The 26571-nt window shown below is 68.3% G+C and carries 28 protein-coding genes and 1 pseudogene; 14 read left to right on the forward strand and 15 right to left on the reverse strand.

Annotated features, from left to right (window positions below; all coding sequences use genetic code 11):
* Nucleotides 1-213: 213 nt before the first annotated feature.
* From hxlB to ACFVM3_RS24350, 3 genes are read left to right on the forward strand one after another with little or no spacing between them, the layout of a single operon-like run.
* Entirely contained in the window at nucleotides 214-801 is a 588-nt protein-coding gene (gene hxlB / locus ACFVM3_RS24340; protein WP_378441992.1) for a 6-phospho-3-hexuloisomerase, read from the forward strand.
* Between the two features lie 50 nt (nucleotides 802-851).
* Nucleotides 852-1808: a fructose-bisphosphatase class II family protein gene (locus tag ACFVM3_RS24345; RefSeq protein WP_378441993.1), complete on the forward strand. Its 957-nt coding sequence runs from the start codon at nucleotides 852-854 to the stop codon at nucleotides 1806-1808.
* 34 nt (nucleotides 1809-1842) lie between these two features.
* Nucleotides 1843-3225 carry an ATP-dependent 6-phosphofructokinase gene (locus ACFVM3_RS24350; RefSeq protein WP_378441995.1) on the forward strand — a complete coding sequence of 461 codons (1383 nt, stop codon included), beginning with the start codon at nucleotides 1843-1845 and terminating at the stop codon, nucleotides 3223-3225.
* Nucleotides 3226-3245: 20 nt separating this feature from the next.
* On the opposite strand, the gene ACFVM3_RS24355 is transcribed toward ACFVM3_RS24350, so the two are convergent.
* From ACFVM3_RS24355 to ACFVM3_RS24375, 5 genes and pseudogenes are all read right to left on the reverse strand, one after another.
* Nucleotides 3246-3668, reverse strand: a complete 423-nt coding sequence (locus tag ACFVM3_RS24355; RefSeq protein ID WP_378441997.1) for a YkvA family protein — start codon at nucleotides 3666-3668, stop codon at nucleotides 3246-3248.
* Nucleotides 3665-4267, reverse strand: coding sequence for a Chromate resistance protein ChrB (locus ACFVM3_RS24360; RefSeq protein WP_378441999.1), 603 nt, complete (start codon nucleotides 4265-4267; stop codon nucleotides 3665-3667). Before ACFVM3_RS24360 ends, ACFVM3_RS24355 begins: the two co-directional genes overlap by 4 nt.
* A 116-nt stretch (nucleotides 4268-4383) precedes the next feature.
* Nucleotides 4384-5043, reverse strand: coding sequence for a CBS domain-containing protein (locus ACFVM3_RS24365; RefSeq protein WP_378442001.1), 660 nt, complete (start codon nucleotides 5041-5043; stop codon nucleotides 4384-4386).
* A 151-nt stretch (nucleotides 5044-5194) separates the two neighbouring features.
* On the reverse strand, nucleotides 5195-5557 hold the full coding sequence (locus ACFVM3_RS24370) for a hypothetical protein (RefSeq protein ID WP_378442082.1): 363 nt from the start codon (nucleotides 5555-5557) through the stop codon (nucleotides 5195-5197).
* A gap of 82 nt (nucleotides 5558-5639) precedes the next feature.
* A pseudogene (locus ACFVM3_RS24375) lies at nucleotides 5640-5810 on the reverse strand (transglutaminase domain-containing protein); the annotation flags it as partial.
* A 900-nt stretch (nucleotides 5811-6710) separates the two neighbouring features.
* On the opposite strand from ACFVM3_RS24375, the gene ACFVM3_RS24380 reads away from it, so the two are divergent.
* The 3 genes from ACFVM3_RS24380 to ACFVM3_RS24390 all read left to right on the forward strand — a co-directional run bounded on the left by ACFVM3_RS24380 (nucleotide 6711) and on the right by ACFVM3_RS24390 (nucleotide 10588).
* Nucleotides 6711-7502 carry an ArsR/SmtB family transcription factor gene (locus tag ACFVM3_RS24380; protein ID WP_378442003.1) on the forward strand — a complete coding sequence of 264 codons (792 nt, stop codon included), beginning with the start codon at nucleotides 6711-6713 and terminating at the stop codon, nucleotides 7500-7502.
* A gap of 32 nt (nucleotides 7503-7534) precedes the next feature.
* Complete coding sequence (locus ACFVM3_RS24385) at nucleotides 7535-8314, forward strand: DUF3800 domain-containing protein (protein WP_378442005.1); 780 nt, start codon at nucleotides 7535-7537, stop codon at nucleotides 8312-8314.
* 105 nt (nucleotides 8315-8419) lie between these two features.
* Nucleotides 8420-10588 carry a germacradienol/geosmin synthase gene (locus tag ACFVM3_RS24390; RefSeq protein WP_378442007.1) on the forward strand — a complete coding sequence of 723 codons (2169 nt, stop codon included), beginning with the start codon at nucleotides 8420-8422 and terminating at the stop codon, nucleotides 10586-10588.
* A 124-nt stretch (nucleotides 10589-10712) separates the two neighbouring features.
* Here the strand turns inward: ACFVM3_RS24390 and ACFVM3_RS24395 are convergent, their stop codons facing one another.
* Entirely contained in the window at nucleotides 10713-11900 is a 1188-nt protein-coding gene (locus tag ACFVM3_RS24395) for a glycoside hydrolase family 64 protein (RefSeq protein WP_378442008.1), read from the reverse strand.
* 305 nt (nucleotides 11901-12205) lie between these two features.
* Here ACFVM3_RS24395 and ACFVM3_RS24400 point away from each other — a divergent pair, with 305 nt between their 5' ends.
* From ACFVM3_RS24400 to ACFVM3_RS24415, 4 genes are all read left to right on the forward strand, one after another.
* Nucleotides 12206-12826 (forward strand): sigma-70 family RNA polymerase sigma factor, encoded by a 621-nt coding sequence (locus ACFVM3_RS24400; protein ID WP_378442010.1) that lies wholly within the window; start codon nucleotides 12206-12208, stop codon nucleotides 12824-12826.
* A 303-nt stretch (nucleotides 12827-13129) separates the two neighbouring features.
* Nucleotides 13130-13864, forward strand: a complete 735-nt coding sequence (locus tag ACFVM3_RS24405; RefSeq protein ID WP_378442012.1) for a GAF and ANTAR domain-containing protein — start codon at nucleotides 13130-13132, stop codon at nucleotides 13862-13864.
* 22 nt (nucleotides 13865-13886) lie between these two features.
* Nucleotides 13887-14600 (forward strand): GAF and ANTAR domain-containing protein, encoded by a 714-nt coding sequence (locus ACFVM3_RS24410; RefSeq protein WP_378442014.1) that lies wholly within the window; start codon nucleotides 13887-13889, stop codon nucleotides 14598-14600.
* Between the two features lie 52 nt (nucleotides 14601-14652).
* Nucleotides 14653-15567, forward strand: a complete 915-nt coding sequence (locus tag ACFVM3_RS24415; protein ID WP_378442016.1) for a LysR substrate-binding domain-containing protein — start codon at nucleotides 14653-14655, stop codon at nucleotides 15565-15567.
* Here the strand turns inward: ACFVM3_RS24415 and ACFVM3_RS24420 are convergent.
* Entirely contained in the window at nucleotides 15549-16556 is a 1008-nt protein-coding gene (locus ACFVM3_RS24420) for a small ribosomal subunit Rsm22 family protein (protein ID WP_378442018.1), read from the reverse strand. The two genes, ACFVM3_RS24415 and ACFVM3_RS24420, sit on opposite strands and share 19 nt — an antisense overlap.
* Nucleotides 16557-16688: 132 nt before the next feature.
* Here ACFVM3_RS24420 and ACFVM3_RS24425 point away from each other — a divergent pair, with 132 nt between their 5' ends.
* Nucleotides 16689-17108: a YciI family protein gene (locus ACFVM3_RS24425; protein ID WP_378442020.1), complete on the forward strand. Its 420-nt coding sequence runs from the start codon at nucleotides 16689-16691 to the stop codon at nucleotides 17106-17108.
* Nucleotides 17109-17138: 30 nt separating this feature from the next.
* Complete coding sequence (locus tag ACFVM3_RS24430; protein ID WP_378442022.1) at nucleotides 17139-18413, forward strand: RNA polymerase sigma factor; 1275 nt, start codon at nucleotides 17139-17141, stop codon at nucleotides 18411-18413.
* A 56-nt stretch (nucleotides 18414-18469) separates the two neighbouring features.
* Here ACFVM3_RS24430 and ACFVM3_RS24435 read toward each other — a convergent pair whose 3' ends face one another.
* The 6 genes from ACFVM3_RS24435 to ACFVM3_RS24460 form a co-directional block, all read right to left on the reverse strand.
* Nucleotides 18470-18865 carry a sigma factor-like helix-turn-helix DNA-binding protein gene (locus tag ACFVM3_RS24435; protein WP_378442024.1) on the reverse strand — a complete coding sequence of 132 codons (396 nt, stop codon included), beginning with the start codon at nucleotides 18863-18865 and terminating at the stop codon, nucleotides 18470-18472.
* A gap of 124 nt (nucleotides 18866-18989) precedes the next feature.
* Nucleotides 18990-19862 (reverse strand): nuclease, encoded by an 873-nt coding sequence (locus tag ACFVM3_RS24440; RefSeq protein WP_378442026.1) that lies wholly within the window; start codon nucleotides 19860-19862, stop codon nucleotides 18990-18992.
* Nucleotides 19863-19969: 107 nt separating this feature from the next.
* Nucleotides 19970-21658: an L-lactate permease gene (locus tag ACFVM3_RS24445; RefSeq protein WP_378442028.1), complete on the reverse strand. Its 1689-nt coding sequence runs from the start codon at nucleotides 21656-21658 to the stop codon at nucleotides 19970-19972.
* Between the two features lies 1 nt (nucleotide 21659).
* On the reverse strand, nucleotides 21660-22442 hold the full coding sequence (locus tag ACFVM3_RS24450; protein WP_378442029.1) for an IclR family transcriptional regulator: 783 nt from the start codon (nucleotides 22440-22442) through the stop codon (nucleotides 21660-21662).
* Nucleotides 22443-22723: 281 nt separating this feature from the next.
* The gene (locus tag ACFVM3_RS24455) at nucleotides 22724-23131 is read right to left on the reverse strand and encodes a CoA-binding protein (RefSeq protein ID WP_378442031.1); all 408 of its coding nucleotides are present in this window, start codon (nucleotides 23129-23131) and stop codon (nucleotides 22724-22726) included.
* Nucleotides 23132-23165: 34 nt separating this feature from the next.
* Nucleotides 23166-23738 (reverse strand): hypothetical protein, encoded by a 573-nt coding sequence (locus ACFVM3_RS24460; protein WP_378442033.1) that lies wholly within the window; start codon nucleotides 23736-23738, stop codon nucleotides 23166-23168.
* Between the two features lie 130 nt (nucleotides 23739-23868).
* Between ACFVM3_RS24460 and ACFVM3_RS24465 the strand changes: the two genes are divergently transcribed.
* Together ACFVM3_RS24465 and ACFVM3_RS24470 are read left to right on the forward strand one after the other, a co-directional pair.
* Entirely contained in the window at nucleotides 23869-24666 is a 798-nt protein-coding gene (locus tag ACFVM3_RS24465; protein WP_378442034.1) for a 2-keto-4-pentenoate hydratase, read from the forward strand.
* A complete protein-coding gene (locus ACFVM3_RS24470) occupies nucleotides 24663-25424 on the forward strand; it encodes a 2-keto-4-pentenoate hydratase (RefSeq protein ID WP_378442036.1) in 762 nt (253 codons plus the stop codon). The genes ACFVM3_RS24465 and ACFVM3_RS24470 overlap by 4 nt, the downstream gene beginning before the upstream one ends.
* Here the strand turns inward: ACFVM3_RS24470 and ACFVM3_RS24475 are convergent.
* Both ACFVM3_RS24475 and ACFVM3_RS24480 read right to left on the reverse strand, forming a co-directional pair.
* Complete coding sequence (locus ACFVM3_RS24475) at nucleotides 25405-26289, reverse strand: alpha/beta fold hydrolase (protein WP_378442038.1); 885 nt, start codon at nucleotides 26287-26289, stop codon at nucleotides 25405-25407. The genes ACFVM3_RS24470 and ACFVM3_RS24475 overlap by 20 nt on opposite strands.
* Nucleotides 26290-26321: 32 nt before the next feature.
* A complete protein-coding gene (locus ACFVM3_RS24480; protein WP_378442040.1) occupies nucleotides 26322-26513 on the reverse strand; it encodes a hypothetical protein in 192 nt (63 codons plus the stop codon).
* Nucleotides 26514-26571 lie beyond the last annotated feature (58 nt).

Raw genomic sequence — 26571 nt, forward strand, 5'->3', positions numbered from 1 at the left:
CGCCCCCTGTTTCGGTTCCCGGCGCCCGGGGGGGCCGGGGGGGCCGGCCGACCGCGCGCTGATCACGGTGTCCATTCGTTTTCGTGATCAGGGGATAGCGGTTCCCGATGCCGGACGTCTTGAGGGGTTTCACCCCGGTGGGCAATCATTTTTTCTCAATGAAGCGAGTGGACGGTGAAGACCACCCGTCCCGCGATGCGGAGGAAGATCTCGATGACGCAATCGATTTCGAAGAATCTCGATCCCGGTCGTTTCTCGGACGCGACGCGTGCCGTCGTCGGAGAAGTGGACAAGGTCAGCGCCGGCGTGCACTACCCGGCCTGGACGCGTGCCGGAGCGTTGTTGCTCAAGGCGCCGAAGGTGTTCACGATCGGTACCGGGCGGAGCGGTCTGGCCCTCCAGATGGCCGCGATGCGGTTCATGCACCTCGGGCTCCCCACCCACGTCGTCGGTGAGGTGACCGCGCCGGCGATCGGCTCGCGCGACGTGCTAGTGGCGGCGTCGGGCTCGGGGACGACCGCACGGGTGGTCCGGGCCGCGCAGACCGCACGCGACCAGGGCGCGGACGTGATCGCGCTGACCACGGCGGCCGACTCGCCGCTGGGGAAGATCGCGACCGAGGTCCTCGTCGTCCCGGCCGCGGACAAGCAGGACTTCGACGGAACCGCGTCCATCCAGTACGCGGGCAGCCTGTTCGAACAGTCCGTCCTGCTGATCACCGACGCGTTGTTCCACACGCTGTGGAAGTCCGGCGGTACCCAGGCCCGCGAACTCTGGCGCCTGCACGCGAATCTCGAGTGACCGGTACCGCGATCTCGTCCTGATGCCACGTCCGAACAGAGGAGTCCAAGATGCAGGTCGCACCGCGGAACACCGCCGACATCCACACCTTGGAGGCGGTGGCGCTGGCCGCCACCTGCCGCGCCGCGGTGGCCAGCTACGCGTGGGTGGGGCGGCACGATCAGAAGGCCGCGGACGCGGCGGCGACCACGGCCATGCGGGAAGCGCTGGCCGACGCGCCAGGGCGGGGGACCGTCGTCATCGGGGAGGGGGAGAAGGACGACGCCCCGATGTTGTTCAACGGGGAGATCGTGGGCGACGGCCAGGGGCCGGACTTCGACATCGCCGTGGACCCGCTCGAAGGAACCTCCTTCTGTGCCAAGGATCTCCCCGGTTCCCTGGCGACGATCGCGTTCGGCGAGGCCGGCACCCTGTGGTCGCCAGGGCCGGGGTTCTACATGGACAAGATCGTGGTGCCGCCCCCGGCGAAGGACGTCATCGATCTCGACGACTCTCCCGAGCGCACCTTGAGCAAGGTCGCCAGGGCGCTCGGCAAGAAGGTCTCCGAGCTTCGCGTCGTCATCATGGACAAGCCGCGGCACAAGGACCTGATCGCCAGGGTGGTCGACGCGGGCGCGGCGGTGCAGACACCGGCCGGGGGCGATGTCGGGGGGAGCCTGGCGGTGCTCCTGCCGACGCTCGACGTCGACCTGCTCCTCGGGGTCGGCGGCACGCCGGAAGGGGTGATGACCGCCGCGGCGGTCCGCGCGCTGGGTGGCGGCATGCTGGGCCGCCTTGTCCCGCAACGGGACGAGGAGGCGGCGGCGATCCGCGCGGCGGGCATGTCCGTCGACCGCGTCTACGAGCGTGACGAACTCGTGGCGGGCGACGCCTTCTTCGTCGCCACCGGCGTCAGCGGCGGGCCACTCGTCGGACGGCCGAGAAAAGGTGACGGCGGGACGATCGTCGAATCACTCCTGATCTCCAGGGGCCAGGTTCGGCACGTCACGCACACGATCTTCGGATAGCCAGCCGGAAAGCACCTACGATCAAGGAGATTCGGTGACGTTGCACCTGGACGACCTCCGCGTTCGCCGCCTCGGCGAGTGCCGTTTCGATTCGCCGTTCTCCGAGATGCTCTCCACCAAGCAGACCTCTCCGCATTACGTCGCGGAGGGCGACCGTGTCCTGCTCGAGGACACCGTGTCCATGCTGGCAGGCCACGACCTCCCGGCCGGTGCGGTCCCGAGTTTCGAAGCCGCCGGGCCTCGCCGGAAGATCTATTTCGACCCCGCGAACGTGACCGCCGGCATCGTCACCTGCGGAGGACTGTGTCCCGGTCTCAACAACGTCATCCGCGGTCTCGTCCAGGAACTCGCCGTGCACTACAAGGTCAAGCGGATCCTGGGTTTCCGGAACGGCCTCCAGGGGCTGACGGCCGAACACCGCCACGACACCGTCGAACTGACCCCCGAGCGCGTCCGCGACATCCACAACGCCGGTGGCACCATCCTTGGCAGCTCACGCGGTGGCCAAGACGCCGACGAAATGGTCGACAGCCTCGTCTTGCGAGACATCAACATCCTGTTCGTCATCGGTGGCGACGGGGGGATGCGCGCCGCGACGTTCCTCAGCGAGGCGATCAAGGCACGTGGTCTCGACATCGCGGTCATCGGTGTGCCGAAGACGATCGACAACGACCTGCCCTTCACCGATCAGTCGTTCGGTTTTCAAAGCGCGTTCGCGCGGGCCACCGACTTCATATCGTCGGTCTCCGTCGAAGCCGCGTCCAGCCCGAACGGTGTCGGGATCGTGAAGCTGATGGGCCGGCATTCCGGGTTCATCGCCAGCTACGCCGCGTTGGCCGCCAACGGCGCGGACATCGTCTTGATCCCCGAGGTCCCCTTCGCCCTCGGGGGAGCGGACGGCCTGCTGGCCCATGTCGAGCGGCGCGTGCGAGCCAAGGGCTACGTGGTCATCGTCCTCGCCGAGGGGGCGGGCCAAGACCTTCTCGAAAAAGAGGGCCTGCTTCAGCTCAACGGTCGTGGCACCGACGCCTCGGGCAACCTCAAACTCGGCAATATCGGGGAGCTGCTCAACGAGGCCATCGCGGCCCACCTGACCGCGGTCGGCCTTGTCCCCACGATGCGCTACATAGACCCGAGTTACGCGATCCGCAGCATCGCCGCCAACGCTTATGACAGCGTCTACTGCCTGCGTCTGGCCCATGCCGCGGTGCACGCCGCCATGGCAGGTCGTACCGAGGCCGCTGTCGCACGCTGGCGGCGACGCTTCGTCCATGTCCCGTTGTCGCTGATGACCAGCCGTCGCAACCAGGTCGACCCCGACGGCGATCTGTGGATGTCCGTGCTCGAAACCACCTGCCAACCGGGTGAATTCGGTTCGGCGCCAGACCGTGAGAAGGTCCGCGCAGGGTTCTGCTGACACCTTGGAGTTTCCCGCTTTCACGGGGCGAGGTGCTTCAAGCCGGCGAGGCGGGTGACGGCGGCGAACCCGTCGTCGGTGCCGGGCCAGTGTCCGCGGACGGCGTCGATACCCGCGCGGCGGACGACGCCGCGCAGGACAACGGTGACGATGATGGCGTCGTCGGCGTAGCCCAAGATCGGGATGAAGTCGGGTATCAGGTCGATCGGGAGCGCCAGGTACGCCAGCAGCAGACCCAGCCGGATCCGGACGCCGCGAGGCAGCGTCTTGTCGGCTGCCAGCCGACGCACCAGGCGCAGTAGGTCTGGCAGCAGCCGTAAAGCTTCCCGTAGCAGCCCGCCACGCGGTCGGGCGATGGCCAGCACGATGACCAGGGCGAGCCAAGTCAGCAGCAGCGCGGCGGTGATGCCGAGGAGCAGGTCGGCCCAGAACGAGCCGGTCACGGCCGATCCGCCACCCGTAGGCGCGGTGCGGCCTCGCCGGTCGGGGTGGGTTCGGGAGCTTCGGCGCGCAAAGCGGCTTCCTCGAACGCGGCCAGCTCGGCGGCTGCCTCCTCGATGGCGTCGCGGGCGGCCTGGCCGCCGGGTGCGGCGAAGTAGTCGCGGGCGGAGATCTTGCCCAGCCAGGCACGGAAGCGTTCCAAGTCGGCTTCGGACTCCTCGACCTCGGCGTAGGTGGCGTTGCCGCGAGCGCGTTCGTCGGCCAGTTCCTGGCGCAGCGCGGGTAACCGTTCGAGGACTTCGGCGTATTCGGCGTCGCGGGCGACGTTGAGATCGGCGATCACCGCCTGCTCGTCGCCGTGGTCGGTGAACGTCATCCGCAGCACGCGGGCCTGCCCGCCCTGGTGGTGGATCCGGTCGGTCAGCCGCCGCACCTCCCGCACCACCTCGGGCCGGGCGGGCAGCAGGCACACCGACTGCTGCAGGTAGAGCGCTCCGAGCGAGCGCAGCTTGCGCCACACCTGTACCCGCAGCGTTCCGGCCGCGCCCGCGGTGGACACGCTGATCACCAACCAGGTCGACTTGTGCGAATCATCGGTCACACAACTATGTTACACCCGTAACAACGCGGCGATACGCGTGCTCGACCTGGTGGCATGGCTCTGGACCTGCGTCAGCGCGTCGTACCGGCTGGACAACGCGCCTTCGCTGCGCATGATCAGGTGCACATCTGGTCGTCGAATTCGAAGCGCAGGTTGTTGTGAATGGCGACCACGCCGGGGACGCCGCATGCCGTCCGACCGGCGTGTTCGACGGTGCTACGCAGGGCGAGTGTGCCGTCAAGGGTGACGATTCCAGCACTGACCTGGACGGTCACGTCGTCGGCTCCGTAACGGGCGCCGACGGCGAGTTCCTCGATGTCGGCCTTGATGGCGGCGTCGCTGCGCAGGAACAGGCGCAGGGCGTCGGGGCGGGCGAGCACGCCGACCAGCAGGTCGGTGTGATCCACCACGCACAGTTGGCGGAGCTGCGCGCAAGCAAGACTTCGCATAGCGGCACTGAGTGGAGCTTCGGCGCCGATCGTGGTTGCCGGCGCGGTCATCAGGTCAGCCGCGGTTGTCGCCGAGGACTTGCGCCATCGTGCCCGGGTCTGGGCGCCCGCCAGCAGTGGCCGCGCGTCGGTACCGCAACGGAATTCGAGCTTGGCCAGAACGTCCGCCTCGTCGACGACCCCGATGAGCCGACCTGCAGGGTCGATCACCGGCAGCGCGCTGGCCCCGGTGTCGATCAATGCGGAGACAATCTCACTGAACGTCGTATCGGGTGCCGCGGTGACGGTGGCTCTGGTCATTACGTCGGCGACGGTCGGTTCGCGCAACTCGTGCCTCTCAATGCGATGCACTCAGTGTCCACTAGGGATTTCAGACCCACCAACATTAGCAAGTATCGACCGCGATGCCAGTTGTCGGACAGTTCGATGTCGCGGATCGCCACATCCGGTTTCAGTACCGGTTATCCGCGCGGTCGCCTCACGACTGGGCCGACGACAACGTGCGAGGGTTCACGGCGGTACGTAGCCGCGCGCAGTCTACGCCGGGCAAGGCCGCGCCGCACTGCCCGCACCGCTGCCCACGCCTGCAGGCCGGTGTGTGGCCCCCGGTGCCTACGCCTGACCACAGTGCCACGTCCACTGTGGACTGGTCGACGGTGCCGTGAGCGGCCGCAGCCAGGTCGCGGACCGTCGTGCCCGCGGTACACGAGACGCGCTGCTTGCATAGCAGGTCCTTGGCCTCCCGGCAGGCACCGAGTACCGCGCCGATGTCCGGCTGACGTCGCCGTCGCCACGCCCGCGCACCCTTGGCCAGCGGGATCCCGGCGAACCAGGCCACCATCAGCGACGCGAGAGTGATCAGGACCGGACCGAACGGGAATGTCCAGCCGTCGTCTCCGGTGCCGTCCTCCCCGTGGCCGGAAGCCGACCACCAGCCGAGCCGGGATGGCGAGGGTCCGCGCGAGGGCGACGTACGCGCTCGCGAACTGCTCGCTCGTACCCAGTTCGGTCTCGAAGAGGAACTTCCGTAGTTGCGGCCAGCTGTGCCCGCTCGGCAGGTCGGCTCCGGTGGCCAGCCGGTAGTGCTCGCGCAAGAACCGCTCCAGTGATCAGATTGCGGTGAGAGCGGCCGCCGAAGGGGCCGCCTGATCGGTTTCAGGACGCGACGGCCAGGGTGGACGTCAGTATGGTCATCCACTTTTGCGAAGCGGGTGTCTGCACCCCAGGGCAGTCGTGCATACCGGACAACGGAATGTTCTGGCAAGGCAAACTGGCCGGTATCAGTGGATGGTGCCTCGGTGAAATGGAATGGAATCCTGCCTAAGGCAACTTCGAGCACCTGCGCCCGATCTGCCGGGCTTTAACGCTGAGCCTACCGGACACGCAGTCTCCGATTGGGCTCCGTTGCCGAAGTAGAGCCCGACACGGCATGGCACGGCGCGACACCCGCCGCAGTCAGAGGTCCGCGTTGACCTGCATGGATGGTCAAAATTCGGCACTTCGCGGCACTGGCTGACATGGCTGCGGAGGGGACTTGTAAACAGAAGGTCAGGGGTTCGAGCCCCCTTGGCGGCTCAAGATCGACCGTCCTCAGGGCGTCGCCGTCTCCCGCGCCGGGCGAATCCGGCTCAGCCGCGGAAGGCTGAAGCCGAACAGCGGGACACCGAGCGGGGCTGACGGCAGGATCAGCTTGGGGAACCGCCGCCCGGGCCGCGCTTTCGGCGCCCTAGCCGTGCACCAGGCCACGCTGCTCAGTACATGGAGTCAGAGCAACGGCTGTCTCGCGTGTTTGGTCCGTGATTTCTTCCCCCATGTGGTCGAAGCCGGGATGACGCGCCCTTAGGGGGAGGCACGGCCCGATTCCGAGGTCCTCGACGGTGACGGCGGAAACAGCGGAATTCGTGCGGGGAAACCTGAGCGACCGCTTGACATGCAGCCACTTGGCTGCCTAACCTGCAAAGGCAGCCAAGCAGCTGCATATCAGGGAGAGCGGCATGGACGAGGTCTTCAAGGCATTGGCGGACCCCAGTCGTCGCCGGTTGCTCGACGACCTGAACGCCCGCAACGGGCAGACCCTGCGTGAGCTGTGCGCGGGGCTGGACATGGCGCGGCAGTCGGTCAGCAAGCATCTTGGCGTCCTGGAAGCGGCCAATCTGGTGACCACGGTGCGTCGTGGCCGCGAGAAGTTGCACTACGTGAACGCGGAGCCGATCAACGCGATCGCCGAGCGCTGGATCGACCGGTACCACCAGGGCCGCGTCGACGCGCTCGCCGACCTCAAGAAGGCATTGGAGCAGGAACCCATGAGCACCGACGAATTCGTGTACACCAGCTACATCAGGACGACGCCGGAGCGGCTTTGGCGGGCGCTCACCGATCCGGCCTTCACCAAGCGGTACTGGGGTTGTGAGTTCACTTCGGACTGGAAGCCCGGGTCGACGGTGGCCTGGGAGCAGCTCGGCGTGAAGCTGGAGGACCCCGAACAGGTCGTCCTCGAATCCGACCCGTACCGGCGGCTGTCCTACACGTGGCACACTTTCACGCCGGAGTTCGCCAAGTCGGTGGGGCTCGACGACGACGTGTCGGCGAAGCTCCAGGCGGAATCGCGGTCGAAGGTCACCTTCGATCTCGAACCCGCCGGTGACACGGTGAAACTGACCGTGGTGCACGACGGTTTCGACCCTGGCAGCACCGCGCTGGAGATGGTCAAGGGCGGTTGGCCGTCGATCCTGTCGAGCCTCAAGACGTTGCTCGAGACCGGTGAGCCGCTGCCCGAGCCCGCGTAACCGGCTCGACGTCGCCGGGGTGATCGGGCACGATGCGCGGCGTGCCCCTGGAGATCTCCTGCGACGAGTCCGGGTCCGAGGGCGAGAAGCTGATCGGCGGGGAGACCGACGTGTTCGCGCACGCCGGGGTCCGGCTGAGTCCCGAAGAAGCCGCCGCCTGCCTGGTCGAGCTGCGGCGGAGGATCCGTTCGCCGGCGGTCGAGTACAAGGCGAACCATCTTCTCCGGACGAAGCACCGGCGTGTCCTCGAATGGTTCCTCGGGCCGCTCGGCCCGGTCCACGGGCGAGCCCACGTGTACCTCGTGGACAAGAAGCGGCTGCTGGCGAACGAACTGCGCGCGCTCGCCGGGCCGGGGATCCGGCCGGACGACGAACTCCTCGCCGCGTTCAACGACGTGCTGCGGGCCAGGAATCGCGGGGATCCGGCGGCGGAGTCGTTCTTCGCCATGGTCGGCGACAGCGCGGAATTGAGGGCGAAGGTCGCCGCGGCGCGTGACGCCAAGATCCTCGATCCGCTGGTGCCCGCGATCCTCCGCGCCGTCGAATACTGGAGCGGGGGCGGGGAGCGGGTCTTTCTCGTCCACGACGAACAACCGTCGCTCAAAGGGGACCGGCTCGCCCGGATCGAGTCGAGCCCTGGATTGGCCGGGGTGAAATTCGTGGATTCACGGACCGATCCGCGGGTGCAGGCCGCCGATTTCCTGGCCGGTGTCGCCCGCCGGATCGCCGAGGACGCTTTGAACGGGAACGGCGACCCGATCTTGACCGGATTGCTCGCGCCGTATGTCGATTCGGCGTCCCTCTGGTCTTGATTCACTCGATGGCACCGTGAATCGCTCGGGTGGACGGTTGCCCGGCGCGGCCGCGGGCTGGAAACGTCGGAACTGATCCGACACCGGCCCGGGAGGCACTCGCAGATGCAGGCTTTCACCTTGCCCGAGTTCTACGTGCCGCATCCGGCCAGGATGAATCCGCATCTCGAAGCGGCGCGGGCGCACAGTATGGCTTGGGCAAGGCGAATGGGGATGCTCGATTCACCGTCGCCGTCCGGCGATGTCGTCTGGACCGAACAGGCACTCGCGAAAATGGACTACGCGCTGCTCTGCGCGCACACCCATCCGGACTGTGACGGGCCGTCCCTCGATCTGGTCACGGACTGGTACGTGTGGGTGTTCTTCTTCGACGACGATTTTCTCGCGCAATTCAAGTACACCCGGGACATCGAGGGCGCGAAGGCTTATCTCGACCGGTTGGAACTGTTCATGACCGGGCCGGGGGAAACGTCACCGGAACCGGGGAATCCCGCCGAAGCAGGGCTCGAAGATCTCTGGGCGCGGACCATTCCCTCGATGTCGGAGGCCTGGCGACGACGTTTCGTCACCAGTACGCACAACCTGATGGTCGAATCGCTCTGGGAACTGGACAACATCGACCGCGGCCGGATCGCGAACCCCATCGAATACGTCCAGATGCGTCGCCGGGTCGGCGGTGCGCCGTGGTCGGCGAACCTCATCGAATACGCCGTCGGCGCCGAAGTGCCGGACGGGATCGCGGCGACCAGGCCGATGGAGGTCCTGCGCGACACGTTCGCCGACGCCGTCCACCTTCGCAACGATCTCTTTTCCTACCAACGCGAAGTACGCGAAGAGGGAGAGAATTCCAACGCGGTCCTCGTTTTCGAGAAGTTCCTCGACTGCCCGACGCAGGATGCCGCCGATCTCACCAACGACCTGCTGACCTCGCGGTTGCAGCAGTTCGAGAACACCGCGCTGGTCGAGGTGCCCGCGCTGCTGGCCGAACGCGACGTCTCGCTGTCCGAGCAGATCGCGGTCGGCCTTTACGTCAAGGGCCTGCAGGATTGGCAGTCCGGCGGGCACGAATGGCACGCGCGGTCGAGCCGGTACATGAACGAGGGCGTGACCGAGCCGACGGGGCTTTCGCCGAACCGGCTGGGGCTCGTCCAGCGGGTGCGGCAGCAGGCGCCCCCGCCGTTCGCGAAGGCCGGGCAGCTGCCCCTGCCGGATTTCCGCATGCCGTATCCCGTGCGCACCAGCCCCCACCTCGCCGCCGCCCGCGAGTACGCGCCGGGCTGGGCACGGGAGATGGGGATGTTCGAGGAAGGCGGGATCTGGGACGAGCGCCGCATGCGCGGTATCGACCTGCCGCACTGCGCCGCGATGATCCACGCGGACTCGGATCTCGAACAGCTCAAACTGTCGTCGGACTGGCTGACCTGGGGAACCTACGGCGACGACTACTTTCCGCTGGTCTTCGGGATGAGAAGGGACCCCGTCGCCGCGAAACTGTGCGATGACCGGCTTTCCCTCTTCATGCCGCTCGACGGCGAGCCGGTGCCGAAGCCGTCGAACCCGGTCGAGCGCGGCCTCGCGGACCTGTGGAACCGCGCCGCCGGACCGCTGACCCCACCCGCGCGGGCGGAGTTCCGGCGGGCGATCGAGCGGATGACCGCGAGCTGGGTCTGGGAGGTGGCGAACCAGGCGCAGAACCGGGTCCCCGACCCGGTCGACTACGTGGAGATGCGGCGGCGGACGTTCGGTTCGGACCTGACTAAGAGCCTCGCCCGGCTCCGGCTCGGCGAGGTCGTGCCGCCGGAGATCCACCAGAACCGGGTGCTGTTCGAGCTTGACACCGCGGCTCAGGACTACGCGACTTTCGCCAACGATCTCTTCTCCTATCAGAAGGAGATCGAGTACGAGGGTGAGGTGCACAACCTCGTCTTCGTCGTCGAACGTTTCCTGGAGGTCGGCCGGATCGAGGCCCGTGACATCGCGGCCCGGCTGATGAACGCGCGGATGGAGCAGTTCGAGCAGCTCGCCGACGAGGGGCTGCCGCGGATGTGCGACGACCTCGGGCTCGACGACGACGTCCGCGCGGTGCTGACCCGGTACGCGGACAACATGAAGGACTGGATGGCCGGAATCCTGGAATGGCACCGGAAATGCGTGCGGTACACGCCGGAGGAGCTGGAGCGCCTGAGCACTCCCGAGCCGCCGCCGACGACGTTCTCGCGCGTGCCGAGCGGGATCGGCATGTCGGCCTGGCGGATCGGGAGCGGGGCGAGGTAAGGCGAACGTGGCGTGTTGCGAACTATCGGGGTAAGGCGAACGTGTCGTGTTGCGAAAGCCACTTTCGCAACCTTCACCGTTGCGAAAGTGGCTTTCGCGGCAGGAGCGCCTGGCCGCCCGGACCCTAGAACGCGGTGAGGACGATCCGCGCCGTCCGCGGGTCGCCGTCGTGCACCAGCGACTCGAAGTGCCCGACGTCGTCGAAGGCGAAACCGTACGCCTTCCCGTCGACCATCTGCTCGTGCACGATCCGCGAGTAGTGGTCGGTCACGGGCTGCTTGTAGAACTGGCCCGCGTCGTAGGTCGGCTGCGTGTGCAGGGTGCCGAGCGTCGAGCGGTGCAGGGCCGCGCACAGTGTCCGCGCGATCGGGCCGACGACCTGGTCGTTCGGCGCGTGCAGCCGTCCGTCGCAGTTGAAGACGTCACGGGTGCTCGGCTTGCTGAACGACGCCACCGTGGCGCCCGAGGTGTCGGTGAAGCGCAGGACGTCGTCCCCGCCGGTCCGGCCGGTGAACTTCTTGCCGGGTTCGGCTTCGAACGGGACCACGGTCAGCGGTGTCGACTTGTAGGTGTTCCAGGCGCTGGTGACGTAGCCGTCGAGGTAGGTCCCGCTGAACTTGCCGGTGTCGAGCCCCTTGCCGGGAGCGAGCACCCGCAGCCGGTCCCGCACCAGGTTCGAGAAACCGGACTGCCCTTGGACGGCGTTGAAGATGGCTTCGCGGCCACCCGCCTTGAGCCGTCCGGCCTCCTTGTTCGTCCCCGCCCCGTTGGTGAGCCCGACGGCGTGCGGCACGCTGAACATGTCGACCTGCGAGCTGTTGATGAACAGCCCGCCGTTGTCGTAGGTGAATTCGCTCCAGTCGAACAGGATGTCGCGGTTCGGGTCGCCGTCGGCCCACGGCGCGGGCTGCACGAGCCCGTCCGGCGTCAGGAAGAACTTGATCTTCTGCCCGAACGACATGTAGACCCGGCCCGAGAGCATCCGCGGGATCCGCAGCGTGGTCGAGCCGCCGTTGCCGGGGCCCGCGATCGAGACGTCCGGCGCGGGGCTCGGCGGGTTCGCGCCCGGCGGCCACGGGGTGAAGGTGCCGCCGGCGTCGACGTAGCCGAGTTTCCCGGTGTTGAGGTTCGTGCCGAGCACGTAGAGGTGGACCGCGTCGGAGCGGCCCGAATCGTTGGTGACGGTCAGTGGCAGCGGATCGGGGCCCGCGGCGACCGCGGCGGGCGCCGAAAGCGCCGCTACTCCGGTGACCAGGGGGAGGGCGACCGCCAACGCGGTCAAAACGCGCCGGATCTTCTTGCGGATGCGCACAGTTCACTCCTCGGCGGAATCCCGCCGCGGAGCGCGGACGCGCCACGGCGGTGCTTGCGGATGTCGGCCGGGGGCGCGTTCCCGGCCTTGGCGTGACCTTGGCGAGGGGTCTCAGCACGGGAAGTTACGTCGCCGGACGCTGAGATGTCCAGACCATTGGTGGGAATCTGTCCGGTTTTCCGCCGGGCCGGACAATTCGTCGCGGGCCTTTCGTCGATTGAGGTGGCCGGATTCGTCGACTACCGTGGGCCGGGTTCCGTCCTGGACCCCGGCGGCCGGGTTTTCTCATCCGTGGGGAGCGGGACATGAGCGACGAGTTTCCGATGCGAAGAACCGGCGGCGGCGAGACGTGGATTTCCCCCGCCTGCTGGGACGCCCTCGCCAAGGCCGCGGTGGACGGCGCGCCGCACGCCATGGACGACCTCATGGCCGCCCTCGTGCGGTGGGCGCGGCAGTACGCCGAGACCCGCCTCGGCGGCCATGAACTGACCTATCCCGAACCGGCCGACGTCGCGCAGGAGATCTGCCTCGCGGTCTTCGTCGCGCTCCCCGGCTACGGCCGCCGCGGCGGCTCCTTCCTGTTCCTCCTGCGCGCCATCGCGGCGAACAAGGTCGCCGACGTCTTCCGGAAGGCCGCGCGGAGCAGGCAGGTGCTGACCGGCGAACTCCCCGAACGTCCGGCGGGGGCCGCGGAGGAGCCCGAGCAGCGCGCCCTGCGGACCGACCTCGGGCTCCGGCTCGGCAGGCTGATGCGGACACTGCCGATCTCCCACCGTGAGGTGCTGGGAATGCGGGTGATCGGCGAGCTGACGTCGAACGAGACCGCGGCGGCGCTCGGGACGACGTCGTCACGGGTGCGGGTGACCAAACACCGCGCGATCAGCAGGCTGCGCGCCAGCGCTCAGCGCCAGGACGCCTTGAGCTGAATGCGGATCAGCAACCGGACGAATGGATTCTCGCGTTTGGCACGGGTTTCGAGAATGCGAACGCACATGGCCCCTCCAGAGCTCGCCGACGAGTTGCCGTTGCCGGGGGCCGGGGACAAGCGGTCTCGGATTCCACCCTAGGCGCGGACCGGTGAACCGGAACCGGCCGAACGGACCATTGGGGCCGGGGAATTCGGCTCCGAAACATGGGAGAATGGCCCTGGTGCGGACAAGTCGTACGCACTGTTCGCCCTTGCTCCCGGCGGGCCCGTCCGATACCGGGCAACGCCGGGGAGGCACGCCATGGGGATTCGACGGCACGATCGCGCGGCTTCGGTCTGGGCGAAGATGTGTTTTCTCGCTTCGGAAACCGATTCACCGGTCTCGATCGAACACGCCTGCGTCATTTGCGGAGAGGTACTCGACGCCGTGGGTGTCGGGCTCGCGCTCACCGGCGGCGGAGATCTCGCCGAGCCGGTCTTCGCCACGGACGAAAGAAGCCGTGAATTGGAAGATCTGCAGTTCACCTTGGGCGAAGGTCCCGCGGTGGAAGTGGTGCGCGGCGGTATGCTCGTCGTCGTAACCGATGTGACCAGTTCGGAGGCATCACTCCGATGGCCGATGTTCGCGCCGGAGGCGAGTGACCGGCGCGTGAAATCGATCATCGCGGTGCCGATCCAGGCCGGTGCGATCAAAGTGGGCGTCGTCGACTGTTATCGCGAATTCGCCGGGGCTCCGTCGAGGGAGGGCCGGGCGCAAGCACTCGTCTGCGCCGAAGCGGTGCTGACCCTCGCCGTCGCCGAGGCCGAGGCGGGCGGGCCGGGGCTGGCCGGAATGATCGATCGCGGATTCACCGGCCATCGCGACCGGGTGCACCAGGCCGCGGGCATGGTGTCGGTCCAGCTCGGCATCGGGCTCGCGGACGCGCTCGCGCGTTTGCGCGCCTATGCCTACGCCAACGACCGGAAGCTCGACGAGGTCGCCATGGACGTGGTGCTTCGCCGGGTCACGTTCCGGTCCGAGCCTCGACGGACGTGAGCCCAAGGAGACAGCAGAGACGATGACCGACCCGACGGCCGGCTTGCGCGAGACCTTCGTCCAGTTGGCGGACACCCTCGTCGACGACTTCGACCTCGTCGAGTTCCTCGATCTGTTCACGTGCAGATGCGTCGAGCTGCTCGGTGTCGGCACCGCCGGGCTGCTGCTCGCCGACGCGCGCGGCACCCTCACCATGGTCGCCGCGTCCGAGGAAAAGACCCGCCTGCTCGAATTGTTCCAGCTGCGGAACTCCGAGGGGCCTGGCCTGGACAGTTACCGGTGCGCCGAGCCGGTCGCCTGCCCGGATCTGGCGCGGGCGGGCGGACGCTGGCCGAAGTTCTCCAGGGAGGCGGAAAACGCCGGATTCCGTTCCGTGTACGCCTTGCCGATGCGGCTTCGTGAAGAGGTGATCGGCGCGCTGAACCTCTTCGACACCCGTCCCGCGCCGCTCGACGACGACGGATTGCGCCTGGGGCGAGCGCTCGCGGACATCGCCACGATCGGCATCCTGCATCACCGGACGTGGCAGCGGCAGGAGATCGTCGCCGCGCAGCTCCAGACCGCGTTGAACAGCAGGGTGACCATCGAGCAGGCGAAAGGCGTTCTCGCCGAACGGCTCCGGGTTTCGGTGGACGACGCGTTCGGCGTATTGCGGGCCTACGCGCGGAGCAACAATCGCAAGATCCTTTCCGTGGCGAACGGGATCATCGACCGCACGGTGGAAATCCCGCGCTGAACGATACCGATTCGGCGCTTGTCCGCCCGTCGGCGATACCTAGACTGGCTGGGTGTTTTCCCTGGAGCAGCTGGTCAGTTTCGTCGCGGTGGCCGAGGAACTGCACTACGGCCGGGCGGCGGAGCGGCTCTCGATGACCCAGCCGCCGTTGAGCAGGCGGATCCAGTTGCTGGAGCGTGAACTGGGGGTCGAGCTTTTCGACCGGACGCACCGCGCGGTCCGGATGACCCCGGCGGGCCGCGTTTTTCTCGCCGAGGCAAGGAAGATTCTTCGTTCGGCACAAGAGGCGACGCTGTACGCCCGGCGGGCGAAGAAGGGCGAGGCCGGGGTCGTCACGCTCGGTTTCACCGCCACGGCGGCGTATTCCTACCTCGAACGCGTCATCGCGGTGGCGAACGCCGAAATGCCCGGCGTCGATCTCGTGCTCCGGGAGATGGTGACGTCGGCGCAGGTGGAGGAACTGCTGACGGGCGGTATCGATCTCGGCATGATCCGGCCGCCGGTCACGGGAGCCGACGTCGTGACCCTGCCACTGTGGCGGGAGCCGCTGCTGGCGGCGTTGCCGTCGGCGCATCCTTTGGCGCGGCGCAAGAAGAATCCCGAAGTCCGCGACTTCGACGGCGAACCGTTCATCATGTATTCGCCGTCGGAGGGCCGCTACTTCCACGACCTGGTCGTGGCGGTGTTCCGCGCCGCCAGGGTGCTGCCGGAGTACACGCAGTACCCCTGTCAGGTGCATACGGTGCTCGCGCTGGTGAAGGCGGAACTCGGGGTCGCGCTGGTGCCTGCCGCGGCCGCCGCGCTGCGGTTCGAGGGGGTGGCGCTCCGTCCGGTGGACGGTGTCGAAAACCGCCCGGTCGAACTCGAACTGATGTGGCGGCGGAGCAACGACAATCCGGCGCTCGGCGCGTTGCTCGCCGCCGTCGGCGATCAGGCGCGGCGCGGTCGTCAGTCCATAGTGGACTGAGCGGGCCAGGCGTCGCCCCATTCGGCGTCGCGGGCCGCGCGGTAGGCCGGGCCGTGCCGTTTGGTGACGATCGTTTCGGTGAGCCCGGCTCCGGCGCAGAGGGAGAGGCCGACCATGCCCTTGCGTTTGGCCGGATGCCGCAGGATGCGGGCGTCGGCGCGTTCCGGTGCCGTGCGCGACGCGACGACGTAGGAGAACTTCTCGTCCTCGAAGCCGAGCGTGCCGGCCTTGAGCTGACGGTGCAGGCCGGTGCGCGGGAGACGCGCGGAGAAATGACACCAGTCCTTGCCGCGCGGGATCGGGCACGCGCCCTCGTGCGGACAGGGCGCGACCAGGGAGAGCCCGAGCTCGACGAGCTGATCCCGCGCTTCGACGATCCGTTCGTAGCCGGCGGGGGTGCCGGGTTCGATCAGGACGAGCATCCCGGCCTTCGCCGACAGCCAGCGAACGGCGTCGGCCCGGCGTGCTTCGGGCAGCTCGCCGAGGACATAGGAGAGCGTCACCAGATCGGCCTCCGGCGCGGGAGCCGACGGGTCGATCAGACCACGTCGCCAGGTCGAGTAACGGACGGCCTTGTCCCCGGCGTTCCCCGCGAGCCGCCGCCCCAGCGCGATCGCGCCCGCGACCTGCTCGACGACGGTGCTCTCCTCCAGCGACGGCCACACGCCGGCCGCCGCCCAGATCGCGGCACCGGTCCCGCCGCCGACGTCGATCTGCGTCCGGGGAGCGAACCCGGGAGCGCGGAGGGCGGCTTCGGCGAGAACGGCGTGTACGGCCGCGTACGTCGCCGGCATCCGGTAGCCCGCGTACGCCGCGATCTCGACCTCGGAAGAGAGGATGGGCGCGCTCGCGGGGTTGTTCTCGCGGTAGCGCGTGCTGAGCCGCTCGACGGACTGCGTCAGCCTGTTCTGCGGGTACTTGCCCAGCTCTTCGTCGAGGGCGGAGCGGAGGGTTTCGGGGAGGGGCGCCACGGGGGGACATTCTCGCATGGGCGCTTGACCTGCGGTTTTCCGGCTGCTCGAATAGCCGCGGAAAAAGTTCGGGGACCGTGTCGAAACCGGGGGTGCCCGATCGACGCGTAGATGTGGCAGGGACGAGCCCCGCCGGAACGGAGACGCGAGATGCGGTTCATGGTGATTGTCAAGAGCGACGAGAAGACCGACGCGGCCGGTGCCCAGCCGAGCGCCGAGGACCTTCAGGAGATGGGGAAGTTCAACGAGGAGCTGGTGAAGGCCGGCGTCATGCTCGCGGGTGAAGGCCTGCTCCCCAGCGCCGAGGGTTTCCGCATCCAGTACGACGGCACCACCGAGGCCAGGGTCGTCGACGGGCCCTTCGCCGAGAGCAAGGAACTCATCGCCGGTTTCTGGATCCTGCAGGTCAAGGACAAGGCCGAGGTCGTCGAATGGATGAAGCGCGCGCCGTTCCGTGAGGGCGAGATCGAGATCCGCCGGATCGCGGAGCTGGAGGACTTCGACAACGCGACCCCGGAGATCGTCGAGCACGAGCAGAAGCTGCGGGAGCAGGCCGCCGGAGCGAACTAGTGGTTGCGGTCGTCGCGCCGACGATGTTGATTGGTCGGCGTGACGGCAACAGCAGACCCCCGTTCGGCGATCGACGCGGTGTGGCGGATCGAATCGGCCCGCCTCATCGCCGGCCTCGCGCGGATGACGCGCGATGTCGGACTCGCGGAGGAACTGGCGCAGGACGCGCTGGTCGCCGCGCTCGAACAGTGGCCTGAGTCGGGCGTCCCGAGAAACCCGGGCGCCTGGCTCATGACCACGGCGAAACGCCGCGCCGTCGACACCTTCCGGCGCAACGAGCGGTACGAGAAGAAGCTCGGCGAGATCGGCCGCGAGCTGGAGTTCGAGGAGGATCCCGACTTCACCGCGGGGCTCGACGACCATATCGAGGACGATCTGCTGCGGCTGGTGTTCACCGCCTGTCACCCGGTGCTGTCGACCGAGGCCAGGGTGGCGCTGACGCTGAAGATGATCGGCGGGCTCCAGACGCACGAGATCGCGCGGGCGTTCCTCGCCAAGGAGACGGCCATCGCGCAGCGGATCGTCCGGGCGAAGAAGACGCTCGGCGACGCCAAGGTGCCGTTCGAGGTGCCCGAGGGGGAGGACAGGGTCGCGCGCCTGTCTTCGGTGCTCGAGGTCATCTACCTGATCTTCAACGAGGGCTATTCGGCGACGGCGGGCGAGGACTGGATGCGGCCCGCGCTGTGCGAAGAGGCCTTGCGGCTCGGCCGGATCCTGGCCGGGCTGATGCCGAAGGAACCCGAGGTGCACGGGCTCGTCGCGCTGATGGAGATCCAGGCGTCGCGGGCCGCCGCGCGCGTCGGGCCGAACGGCGAACCCGTGCTGCTGATGGACCAGGACCGGACGAAATGGAACCGGCTCCTGATCGGCCGCGGGCTCGCCGCGCTGGAGCTCGCCGAGTCGCTGGCGGACGGCGCTTTCGGCGTCTACGCGGCGCAGGCCGCCATCGCCGCCTGTCACGCGCGGGCGCGAACGGGCGACGAGACGGACTGGGCGCGGATCGCCGTCCTGTACGAAGGGCTCGGGAAGCTGAATCCGTCGCCGGTGATCGAACTGAACCGGGCGGTGGCGCTGTCGATGGCCGTCGGGCCGGAGGCGGGGCTGGAGGTCGTCGACAAGCTGCTGTCGGAGCCCGCGCTGAAGGCGTACCACCTGCTGCCGAGTGTGCGCGGCGACTTCCTGGCGAAGCTCGGCCGCCTCGACGAGGCCCGCGCCGAGTTCGAGCGCGCGGCCGAGATGACCGGGAACGACCGCGAGCGCACTCTGCTGCTGAACCGGGCCGCGGAATGCACCCCCCGCGATTAGTCCTCTGAATGCGGTAGTGCGTGGTGCGAACTAACGCATTCAGAGGACGAAACGCGTCAGGCGGGGGTGGGACGCAGTGCGCTCAGCGCCCGGTGCTGCCCCAGCCGGACGGCCTGGACGGAGCAGCCGAGCGCCAGCGCGGTGTCGTCGGTGGAAAGGCCGACGAGCGACCGCAGCACCATGATCTCGCGCTGCCGGCCCGGCAGCCCCGAAAGCGGGTTCGGCAGCTCGGCGGCGGTCCGGTGGAAGTCGTCCACCAGGCCGCGCGTGACGTCGTAGGCGAACCTGAGGAGCTCGGGCGCGCCGTCCGCCCCGGCGAAGATCTCGCGGCAGCTGTCCTTCGCGATCGCGTCGGCGATGTCGTAGCTGCCCGAGCGGCGGCCGACCCGCGCCCGGCAGTAGCGCACGACAAGGACGCGGATGGTGTCGACGAGTTTCGAAGCCGTCTCCATCCGCCCACCGGCCTCCTCCGGCCGCCGTGAACCGTGTCCTCGCATCGGCTCCCTCTCCCGCCTTTCAGATGAGCACGGCGGAAGGGGAGGGAGGTACGGTGTTTTTGCCGACACGGGGCATGGTTCAGGCCTCGATGAAGACGATCCGCTCGGGCTCGGTCGTCAGGTTCGCGGTCTGCCGCTTCACGTTCACCAAGGTCTCGAATTCCGTGGCGTGCCCGTCCGGGACGGTGAACAGGCGGTCGTTGCGGGAATCGAGGAAGTCGGAGAAACCGCTCAGCGAGACCCCGCCGCTTTCGTCGAGCGCGAGGTAGTCGACCAGCCTGCGGAACAGTTTCGGCAGGATCACCAGTTCGTCGGCCAGTTGCCGCCGAGACGAGAGCTTGAACCCGGAGTTCGTGACGTCCTGCGGCCACAGCCCGAGCCCGTTCTGCCGCGCTTCGACCGCCGCTCCGGCCAGGGCGTCGCGCAGATCGGGGTAAAGCAGTGAATAGAACGTCGGGTAGACGAGCCCGTCCGCGACCTGCCGGTAGTTCGCGGAGCTCTTCAGCGTTTTGACGTCGAGATGGACCTTGGAAAGATCCGCCGACCGCCCCGGCCGTTGTCCGGGAAAGGCGAACGCCACCGCCCGTCCGTATTTGTCGGCGAATCGCGTCAGTATGTGACCGGGTACCTTGATCGGCGTCGACGAAGTGACCGTTCCCCGTTCATCGCGTTCGACCGTCTTGAAGCCGAGTGCCTTCAGCAGGTTCGCCGCGGCGGCGTCGGCGAATTCCGCGGGCTGATGCCACATCCCGCCGGTTCCCCTGGCCTGGTAATGCGTTTCGAGCGCGTCGATCGCGTCGAGCCGCAGCTGCATCCCGCCCCGCGAATTGAGCCGGACCTTCAGTCCCGCCTTCTTGGTCGCCTGTGGATCTTCGGGATAGAACCGGACCGAATCGCCGTCCGGTGAGGCTCCGACGAGCTGGAACGTACCTTTGATCAGCGTCATGGGCATGAGGACAACGGTAGTTCCCATTCCGGTGAACGAACCTGGCGTTCATCCATCCAGCCCAATGGCCGGTAAAGATCGGGTGACCATTGTGGACATTCCCGCATTCTCGTTCACGACGGGATCATGAACTCCAGCACGGTCGCCTGCAGCAACGCGATACCTCCGACCACGGCGGTCAGCACGACCGACCACAGGAAGGTCTGCCGCAGCAGCGCGCCCTCCTGCCCGGACCGCCCGATCGCGGTGGCGCCGATGGACAGGTTCTGCGGCGAGATCATCTTGCCCATCACGCCGCCGGAGGTGTTGGTGGCGCCGGCAAGGATCGGGTCGACGTGCAGTTGCTGGGCCGAAATCACCTGCATCGGCCCGAAGAGACTGTTCGTCGACGCGTCCGACCCGGTGAGGAAGACACCCAGCCAGCCGATGTAGGCGGAGAACAACGGGAACAGCACCCCGGTCGTCGCCAGCGCGAGGCCGAGTGTCTGCGTCGCACCCGAGTAGTTCATGACGAACGCGATCGCGAGGATCATGAAGATCGTCGCCAGCGCCCAGCGCATCTGGTGCAGTGTCCGGCGGTAGGTCGCCAGCAGCAGCCGCGGTTTCGCGCCCATCAGGAATCCCGCCACGATCGCCGCGATCAGGGCCACCGTTCCCGGCGAATAAAGGAAATCGACGGTCAACGTCGCCGCGTACGGGGTGTCCTTCGGCGTGATCGGCGCGTGCTGGACGACCTCCTTGTGCAGCCCCGGCCACGCGAACACCCAATCTGCCTTGTGCAGCAGTTTCGTCAGGTCCAGCCATTCGGGAAGGTTCTTGAAGATCGTGCCGATCCGGGACAGGAAGATCGCCGCGATCAGGATGATGTACGGCGCCCACGCGTACAGCGCGCCGCGTCCGGCTTTCGCCGCACCGAGGCTCGCCCCGGCCCGCACCGGTTCTTCGCCGTCGAACCGCCAGACCGCCGACGGCTGCCAGAACCGCGTCAAGATCCACAGCGAGGCCATCGCGGCGAGCGCGGCGACGACGTCGACGAGGCTCGGACTGATGAAGTTCGAGGTGACGAACTGCATGACCGCGAACGACAGCCCGGCCGTCAGCACGGCGGGCCAGACCTCGATCATCCGTTTCCAGCCAGCGAGGACCACGATCAGGAAGCCGGGAACGATCAGCGCCAGCACCGGGAGCTGACGGCCCACCATCGACGAGAACAGTTGCGTCGCCTGTTCGGGATTCTCGCCGAGGATCGGCGCGGTCAGCCTGCCCAGCACGATCAGCGGGTTGCCGAGGCCGCCGAACGCGACCGGCGCGGTGTTCGCCAGCAACGCGAGCACGACCGCCTTCACCGGCGGGAAACCGAGCGCGGCCATCATCGCCGCGGTGATCGCGATCGGCGAGCCGCCGCCCGCGATCCCTTCCAGCAGCGCGCCGAAACCGAACGCGATCAGCAGCGCCTGGAGGCGGCGGTCCTCACTGAACCCGGCGAGGACCGCCTTGATGTCGTCGAATCGTCCCGTCGCGACGGTGACGTTGTGGAAGTACACGGCGTGGAACGCGATCCAGGCCACCGACCACACCCCGAACACGAGGCCCATGGCCGCGGAATCGAAGGCGAGCCCGGCGGGCATCCGGTACAGCAGTACCGCGACCAGCAGCGCGGTGATCAGCGCCAGCGCCGCCGAGAGACGCGCCGACCGGCGCAGGACCCCCAGCGTCACCAGCAGCACGATGATCGGCAGCGCCGCCAGCGCGGCGGACGGCCAGAGCCCGCCCGCCGGCTGGTAGTCCTGGATCCAGCCCACGTCAGACCCTTTGCGCGCGCACGTAACCCAGCCGGAGCGACAAGGCGGCCGCGGTGCCCGCCACTGTCGCGCCCAGTTCGTCGGTGCGGCGGAGCACCCGGCCGGCGGGGCCCGCGATGCTGATCGCGGCGATCGGCCGTCCGGTGTGGTCGCGGACGGCGGCGGCCACACAGCCGACGTCCGGTTCGTTTTCGACGTCGTCCACCGCCCAGCCACGACGGCTGGTCCTGGCGAGGTCGTCGAGGAGCCGGGCCGGATCGTTGATCGTCTTGAGCGTGAGACTGTCGAGTTTCATCCGGCGGATGCGTTCGACGCGGTCCTGTTCGGGCAGCGCGGCCAGCCACGCCTTGCCCAGCGACGTCGCGTGCTGCGGGCGGCGGGTGCCGAGGCGGCAGGCCAGGGTGACGGCGTTGGCGCTGCGTTCGGTGGCGACGTAGACCATCGTGTCGTTGTCGGGGACGGCGAGATACGTCGTCTCGCCGCTGCGTTCGGCGAGCGACGCGAGATAGCGCGGCGCGCAGCGGTGGAGGTCGGTCGCCGCCATCGCGCGGGCGCCGAGTTCGACCAGCCGCGTGCCGAGCCGCACGCGGCCGGTGGTGCGATCGGCTTCGAGGTATTCGAGGTTCTTGAGGGTGCCGACTATGCGGTACGCGGCGCTCCGGGAGAGACCCAGTTGCCGGGCGATAGCGTTGGTGGAAATCTCCTGGTTCTGACCGACGTGCTCGAGAACCGCGAGCCCGCGCTCGAGTGTGCCACTGGAATCCAGGCCGCGTGGTGTGCCCACTTCGCCCTCCGTTGGACCGGGGTACCGATGGCCGGCACCTGTTTCCGCTAAGCGGATTCGGACGTTAACAGCTCGCCCGACCCTTGGGAAGGTTTCTTAACAAACTGGCGGCCGGACAAGTTTTCCCAGTTCGGAGGCTTCTCGTCAAGATCACCGGTTTGGACCAATCCGTTCGGATGATCGGAATCGGGGCCATGATTGCAAGGGGCGTACTTTTGTTCACGGATATGAACGAACCCCCGCCGGAAAATCGCGGCGAGGGTTCGGGGCGAAGTGCGTTTCTAACGCACAGACAGGTTCGCGACCGCTCGGACGACGGCGGTGCAGCGGTCTTCGACGTAGGCCAGCCCGCCTTCTTCGGCGATCCGGCGGGACTCGGCGGAGACGATGCCCTGCTGCAGCCAGAGTGCCTTCGCGCCGATCGCGACGGCCTGTTCGGCGATTGGCGGGGTGTCCTCGGACGGCCGGAAGACGTCGACGATGTCGACGGGCTCCGGGATGTCGGTGAGCGAGCGGTAGACCTTCTCGCCCAGCAACTCGTCGGCCGTGGGGTGGACGGGGATGATCCGGAACCCGTGTGCCCGCAGCACGGCGGCGACCCCGTGCGAGGCCTTGGCCGGATCACGGCTCAGTCCCACGACGGCGATCGTCTTCGCTCCGGTGAGGATCTCGGTGGCGCGATCGGTCATGCCGGGTTCAACGGCGACGAGCGCCGGGGAATTCCTAGAGTTTCCAGAGCCGCAGGCCCCGCACCCGGTACACCGGCCAGAGGACGTGCCAGGCGCGGCGGCGCAGGAAGACCGCGGAGCAGGTGAGCACACTGCGCGCGGACGTCGTCGCGACGTCGTGGCGGTCCGGCCAGAGCTCGCCGTGCCGTCCGGCGGCGATCCGGAAGACGTTGACCAGGCCGCGGCCCTGCAGGTCGAACTTCGCCCCCGTGTCACCGGAATCCGGGGTCAGGGAGGCGATCTCCGGGCCGAACGCGGTCGCGGGCGCCGGCCCCGCGTCGGCGGGGAGGTCACCGACGGTCGCCGAGATCGCCTTGCCGTAGAGACGCCGGGTGTAGCGCTGGAGCAGAAGCCGCTCCCACAGCGGCAGGACACGGCGGTGTTTCAGCAGCGCCGAACACTCCGCGTGCCCGATGGCGAAGATGTCGGTCAGCTCGTCGTAGGCGTTGTGCGCGGTGGGCTCGTTGAGGTGCACCCGCACCTCGTAGCGGATGCGCGCGGTGAGCTCGTCGAGCTCTTCGCGGCGGTCGATCCTGGCCTTCGCCCGTGAGAGCGTCCAATCGGACATGGGAGCAGGCTAGGTGATGATCGGGGTCGTGCGAGACCCTTTCGGCCTAATCTCTTCGTACCGGCCAGTGGAACGGTCGTCTTGTGCGGGTACAGGCGACGGGGCAGAGTTCGGCTGTCGGAAGGAGCCCATGGACGCCAGCACGCTGCAGGAGGCCGCGGCCGCGCTGCTCAGCGCGTACGAGACCGGCAAGCCGATCGCGCCCCTCATCGAGACGTATCCCGCCGCGACCCTGGAGGACGCGTACCGCGTCCAGCAGCGGCTCGTCCGCCACTGGGCAGAACGCGGCGACGAGGTGCGCGGGCACAAGGTCGGTCTCGCGTCCGCCGCCATGCAGCGGCAGATGGGTGTCGACCAGCCCGACTACGGCCATCTGACCGCCTCGATGTTCCACCTCGAACACCAGCCGATCCCGATCGGCGGTTTCCTTCAGCCGAGGATCGAACCGGAGATCGCGTTCGTGCTCGGCTCACGGCTGCGCGGCCCCGGCGTCACGGTGGCGGACGCCCTGCGGGCGGTGGACTTCGTCGTCCCGGCGCTGGAGATCGTCGATTCCCGCATCCAGGACTGGAAGATCAGCATCGTCGACACCATCGCGGACAACGCGTCCTCGGGCGGTGTCGTCCTCGGCAGCAGGCCGACCGCGATCGGCGACATCGACCTGCGGCTGGTGGGCTGTGTCCTGCACCAGAACGGCGAGATCGCGGCGACCGGGGCGGGCGGCGCGGTGCTCGGCTCGCCGGTGAACGCCCTGGTGTGGCTCGCGAACACGGTCGGACCGCTCGGGGTCGCGCTCGAACCGGGGCACGTCGTGCTGCCGGGTTCGATGACGCGGGCGATCCCGGTGAGCTCCGGCGACACCGTCGTCGCGACGATGGCGGGGCTCGGCAGTGTCACCGCGAAGTTCTCCGGGGAGGAACGGCCGTGAGCCTTGGTGTGCGGGAGGCGGCGGAAGCGCTGCTGTCCGGGGAAGAACGCGAACCACTGACCGACGCGTGGCCCGATTTGGACGTCGATACCGCTTATGCGATCCAGGACGAGGCGTTGCGGCTTCGGCGGGCGCGCGGCGAGACGGTGGTCGGTGTCAAGCTGGGCCTGACCTCGCGGGCGATGCGGCGGCGGATGGGGATCGACTCGCCGTTGCTCGCGTGGCTGACCGACGCGATGGTGCTGCCCGCCGGCGTCCCGGTGCCGCCGCTGATCCACCCGCGTGCGGAGCCCGAGCTGGCTTTCGTTCTGGGTGAACGACTCGCGGGACCCGGGGTCACCGCGGCGACCGCGATGGCGGCGGTGGACCGGGTCCACGGCGGTATCGAGATCGTCGACAGCCGCTACCGCGACTACCGGGGCACGCTGCCGGACGCAGTGGCGGACAACGGTTTCTCGGCGTACTTCACGCTGGGCCCGGTCGGCGTCGAACCGTCCACAATGGATCTTTCGCTGGAGGCGGCGCTGCTGGAGGTCGATGGCGCCATCGTCGACACCGCCACCGGCGCGGCCGTGCAGGGCCATCCGGCGGAAGCGCTGGCGCTGGCGGCCAACACCCTCGGCGCGCGAGGGCTCGCGCTGGAGCCGGGCTGGATCGTGCTCACCGGCGGGATGACCGACGCGGTCGACGTGCGCCCGGGTTCACGGGTGGCGGCGCATTTCTCGCATCTGGGCTCGATCACACTCGCCGGGCCTTGACGTCTGCGCGGTCGGCCGTGCGGATCAGACCGCGCGTCAGCCGCGGCCAGATCGCGCGCGGGAGGTCGTGCCCCATCCCGGGGACGATGTCCACTTCGGACTCTCGCAGCGCGCGGGCCGTCGCCCGGCCGCCGGAAACGTGCACGAGCGGATCCTTCGAACCGTGCACGACCAGTGCGGGCACTTCGAGTTTCCGCAACGCGCGAAAACGATCCCGGCTCGAAACGATCGCCGCCAGCTGCCGCGCGGTCCCGCCGGGATCGACGCCACGATCGAACGACCGCTCCGCACGTTCCCGCATCCGCGTCTCGTCGAACGGGTAACCGGGCGAGCCGATGACGCGGAAGGTGCGCACCAGCGAATCGACGTACTCCTCGCGTCCGCGTGGAGGCGCCGAAAGCAGCATCGCCATCGCCTTGGCGCTCGGCCGCCCGACGAACCGGTTGCCGGTGGTCGACATGATCGACGTCAGCGATCGCACCCGCGACGGGTACTCGATGGCGAGCGTCTGCGCGACCATCCCGCCCATCGACGCGCCCACGACGTGCGCGCTCCCCACGCCGAGCGCGGTCAGCAGCCCGGCGGCGTCGCCCGCCATATCCGCCAGGGAGTACGGCGCCGAGCGCAGGGCGTACGCGAGCGGCAAGTTCGCCCGGCCGGACATCCGGCTGGACCGGCCGGCGTCCCGGTTGTCGTAGCGGATGACGTAGAACCCCTCGGCCGCGAGGTTCTCGCAGAGTTCGTCGTCCCACCAGATCATCTGCGATGCCAGGCCCATGATCATCAGCAACGGCCTGCCGTCCGGCGGTCCGAACGTCTCATGGCACAGCTGGATGCCGTTCACGTCGGCGATCTTCTCCGGCATCAGAACAGTGTGACCGGCCAGGGTGAAAAGAGCTACGCGTCCTCGATGTGGACGGCTTGGCTCTCCGGCCCGGCGGCTCGCTGCGTGCCCTCGTCTTCGGCGATCTCCTCCGGTTCGGTGTCGGCCGGCTCGCCGCCGTCGGGCCTGCTGAGCTGGATGGCCTCTTCGGAGGCGTCGGCCGGGCTCGGGCCGTCGGCTGCTTCGCGGTCTTCCTGGTCGGACATGGTTCCTCCGATGGATCGGGTCCTTGCCTTCCACCGGTTACCCGCTCACTTGCCGCGA

The organism is Amycolatopsis sp. NPDC057786, assembly GCF_042797905.1.
Classification (GTDB): domain Bacteria; phylum Actinomycetota; class Actinomycetes; order Mycobacteriales; family Pseudonocardiaceae; genus Amycolatopsis.

Excerpts from the sequence above, each read along its gene's own strand:
- hxlB (WP_378441992.1), top strand. The coding sequence starts at position 214 with ATGACGCAATCGATTTCGAAGAATCTCGATCCCGGTCGTTTCTCGGAC.
- ACFVM3_RS24345 (WP_378441993.1), top strand. The coding sequence starts at position 852 with ATGCAGGTCGCACCGCGGAACACCGCCGACATCCACACCTTGGAGGCG.
- ACFVM3_RS24370 (WP_378442082.1), bottom strand. The coding sequence starts at position 5,557 with ATGGTGGCCTGGTTCGCCGGGATCCCGCTGGCCAAGGGTGCGCGGGCG.
- ACFVM3_RS24380 (WP_378442003.1), top strand. The coding sequence starts at position 6,711 with ATGGACGAGGTCTTCAAGGCATTGGCGGACCCCAGTCGTCGCCGGTTG.
- ACFVM3_RS24385 (WP_378442005.1), top strand. The coding sequence starts at position 7,535 with ATGCGCGGCGTGCCCCTGGAGATCTCCTGCGACGAGTCCGGGTCCGAG.
- ACFVM3_RS24390 (WP_378442007.1), top strand. The coding sequence starts at position 8,420 with ATGCAGGCTTTCACCTTGCCCGAGTTCTACGTGCCGCATCCGGCCAGG.
- ACFVM3_RS24400 (WP_378442010.1), top strand. The coding sequence starts at position 12,206 with ATGAGCGACGAGTTTCCGATGCGAAGAACCGGCGGCGGCGAGACGTGG.
- ACFVM3_RS24405 (WP_378442012.1), top strand. The coding sequence starts at position 13,130 with ATGGGGATTCGACGGCACGATCGCGCGGCTTCGGTCTGGGCGAAGATG.
- ACFVM3_RS24410 (WP_378442014.1), top strand. The coding sequence starts at position 13,887 with ATGACCGACCCGACGGCCGGCTTGCGCGAGACCTTCGTCCAGTTGGCG.
- ACFVM3_RS24420 (WP_378442018.1), bottom strand. The coding sequence starts at position 16,556 with ATGCGAGAATGTCCCCCCGTGGCGCCCCTCCCCGAAACCCTCCGCTCC.
- ACFVM3_RS24425 (WP_378442020.1), top strand. The coding sequence starts at position 16,689 with ATGCGGTTCATGGTGATTGTCAAGAGCGACGAGAAGACCGACGCGGCC.
- ACFVM3_RS24435 (WP_378442024.1), bottom strand. The coding sequence starts at position 18,865 with ATGGAGACGGCTTCGAAACTCGTCGACACCATCCGCGTCCTTGTCGTG.
- ACFVM3_RS24440 (WP_378442026.1), bottom strand. The coding sequence starts at position 19,862 with ATGCCCATGACGCTGATCAAAGGTACGTTCCAGCTCGTCGGAGCCTCA.
- ACFVM3_RS24455 (WP_378442031.1), bottom strand. The coding sequence starts at position 23,131 with ATGACCGATCGCGCCACCGAGATCCTCACCGGAGCGAAGACGATCGCC.
- ACFVM3_RS24460 (WP_378442033.1), bottom strand. The coding sequence starts at position 23,738 with ATGTCCGATTGGACGCTCTCACGGGCGAAGGCCAGGATCGACCGCCGC.
- ACFVM3_RS24465 (WP_378442034.1), top strand. The coding sequence starts at position 23,869 with ATGGACGCCAGCACGCTGCAGGAGGCCGCGGCCGCGCTGCTCAGCGCG.
- ACFVM3_RS24475 (WP_378442038.1), bottom strand. The coding sequence starts at position 26,289 with ATGCCGGAGAAGATCGCCGACGTGAACGGCATCCAGCTGTGCCATGAG.
- ACFVM3_RS24480 (WP_378442040.1), bottom strand. The coding sequence starts at position 26,513 with ATGTCCGACCAGGAAGACCGCGAAGCAGCCGACGGCCCGAGCCCGGCC.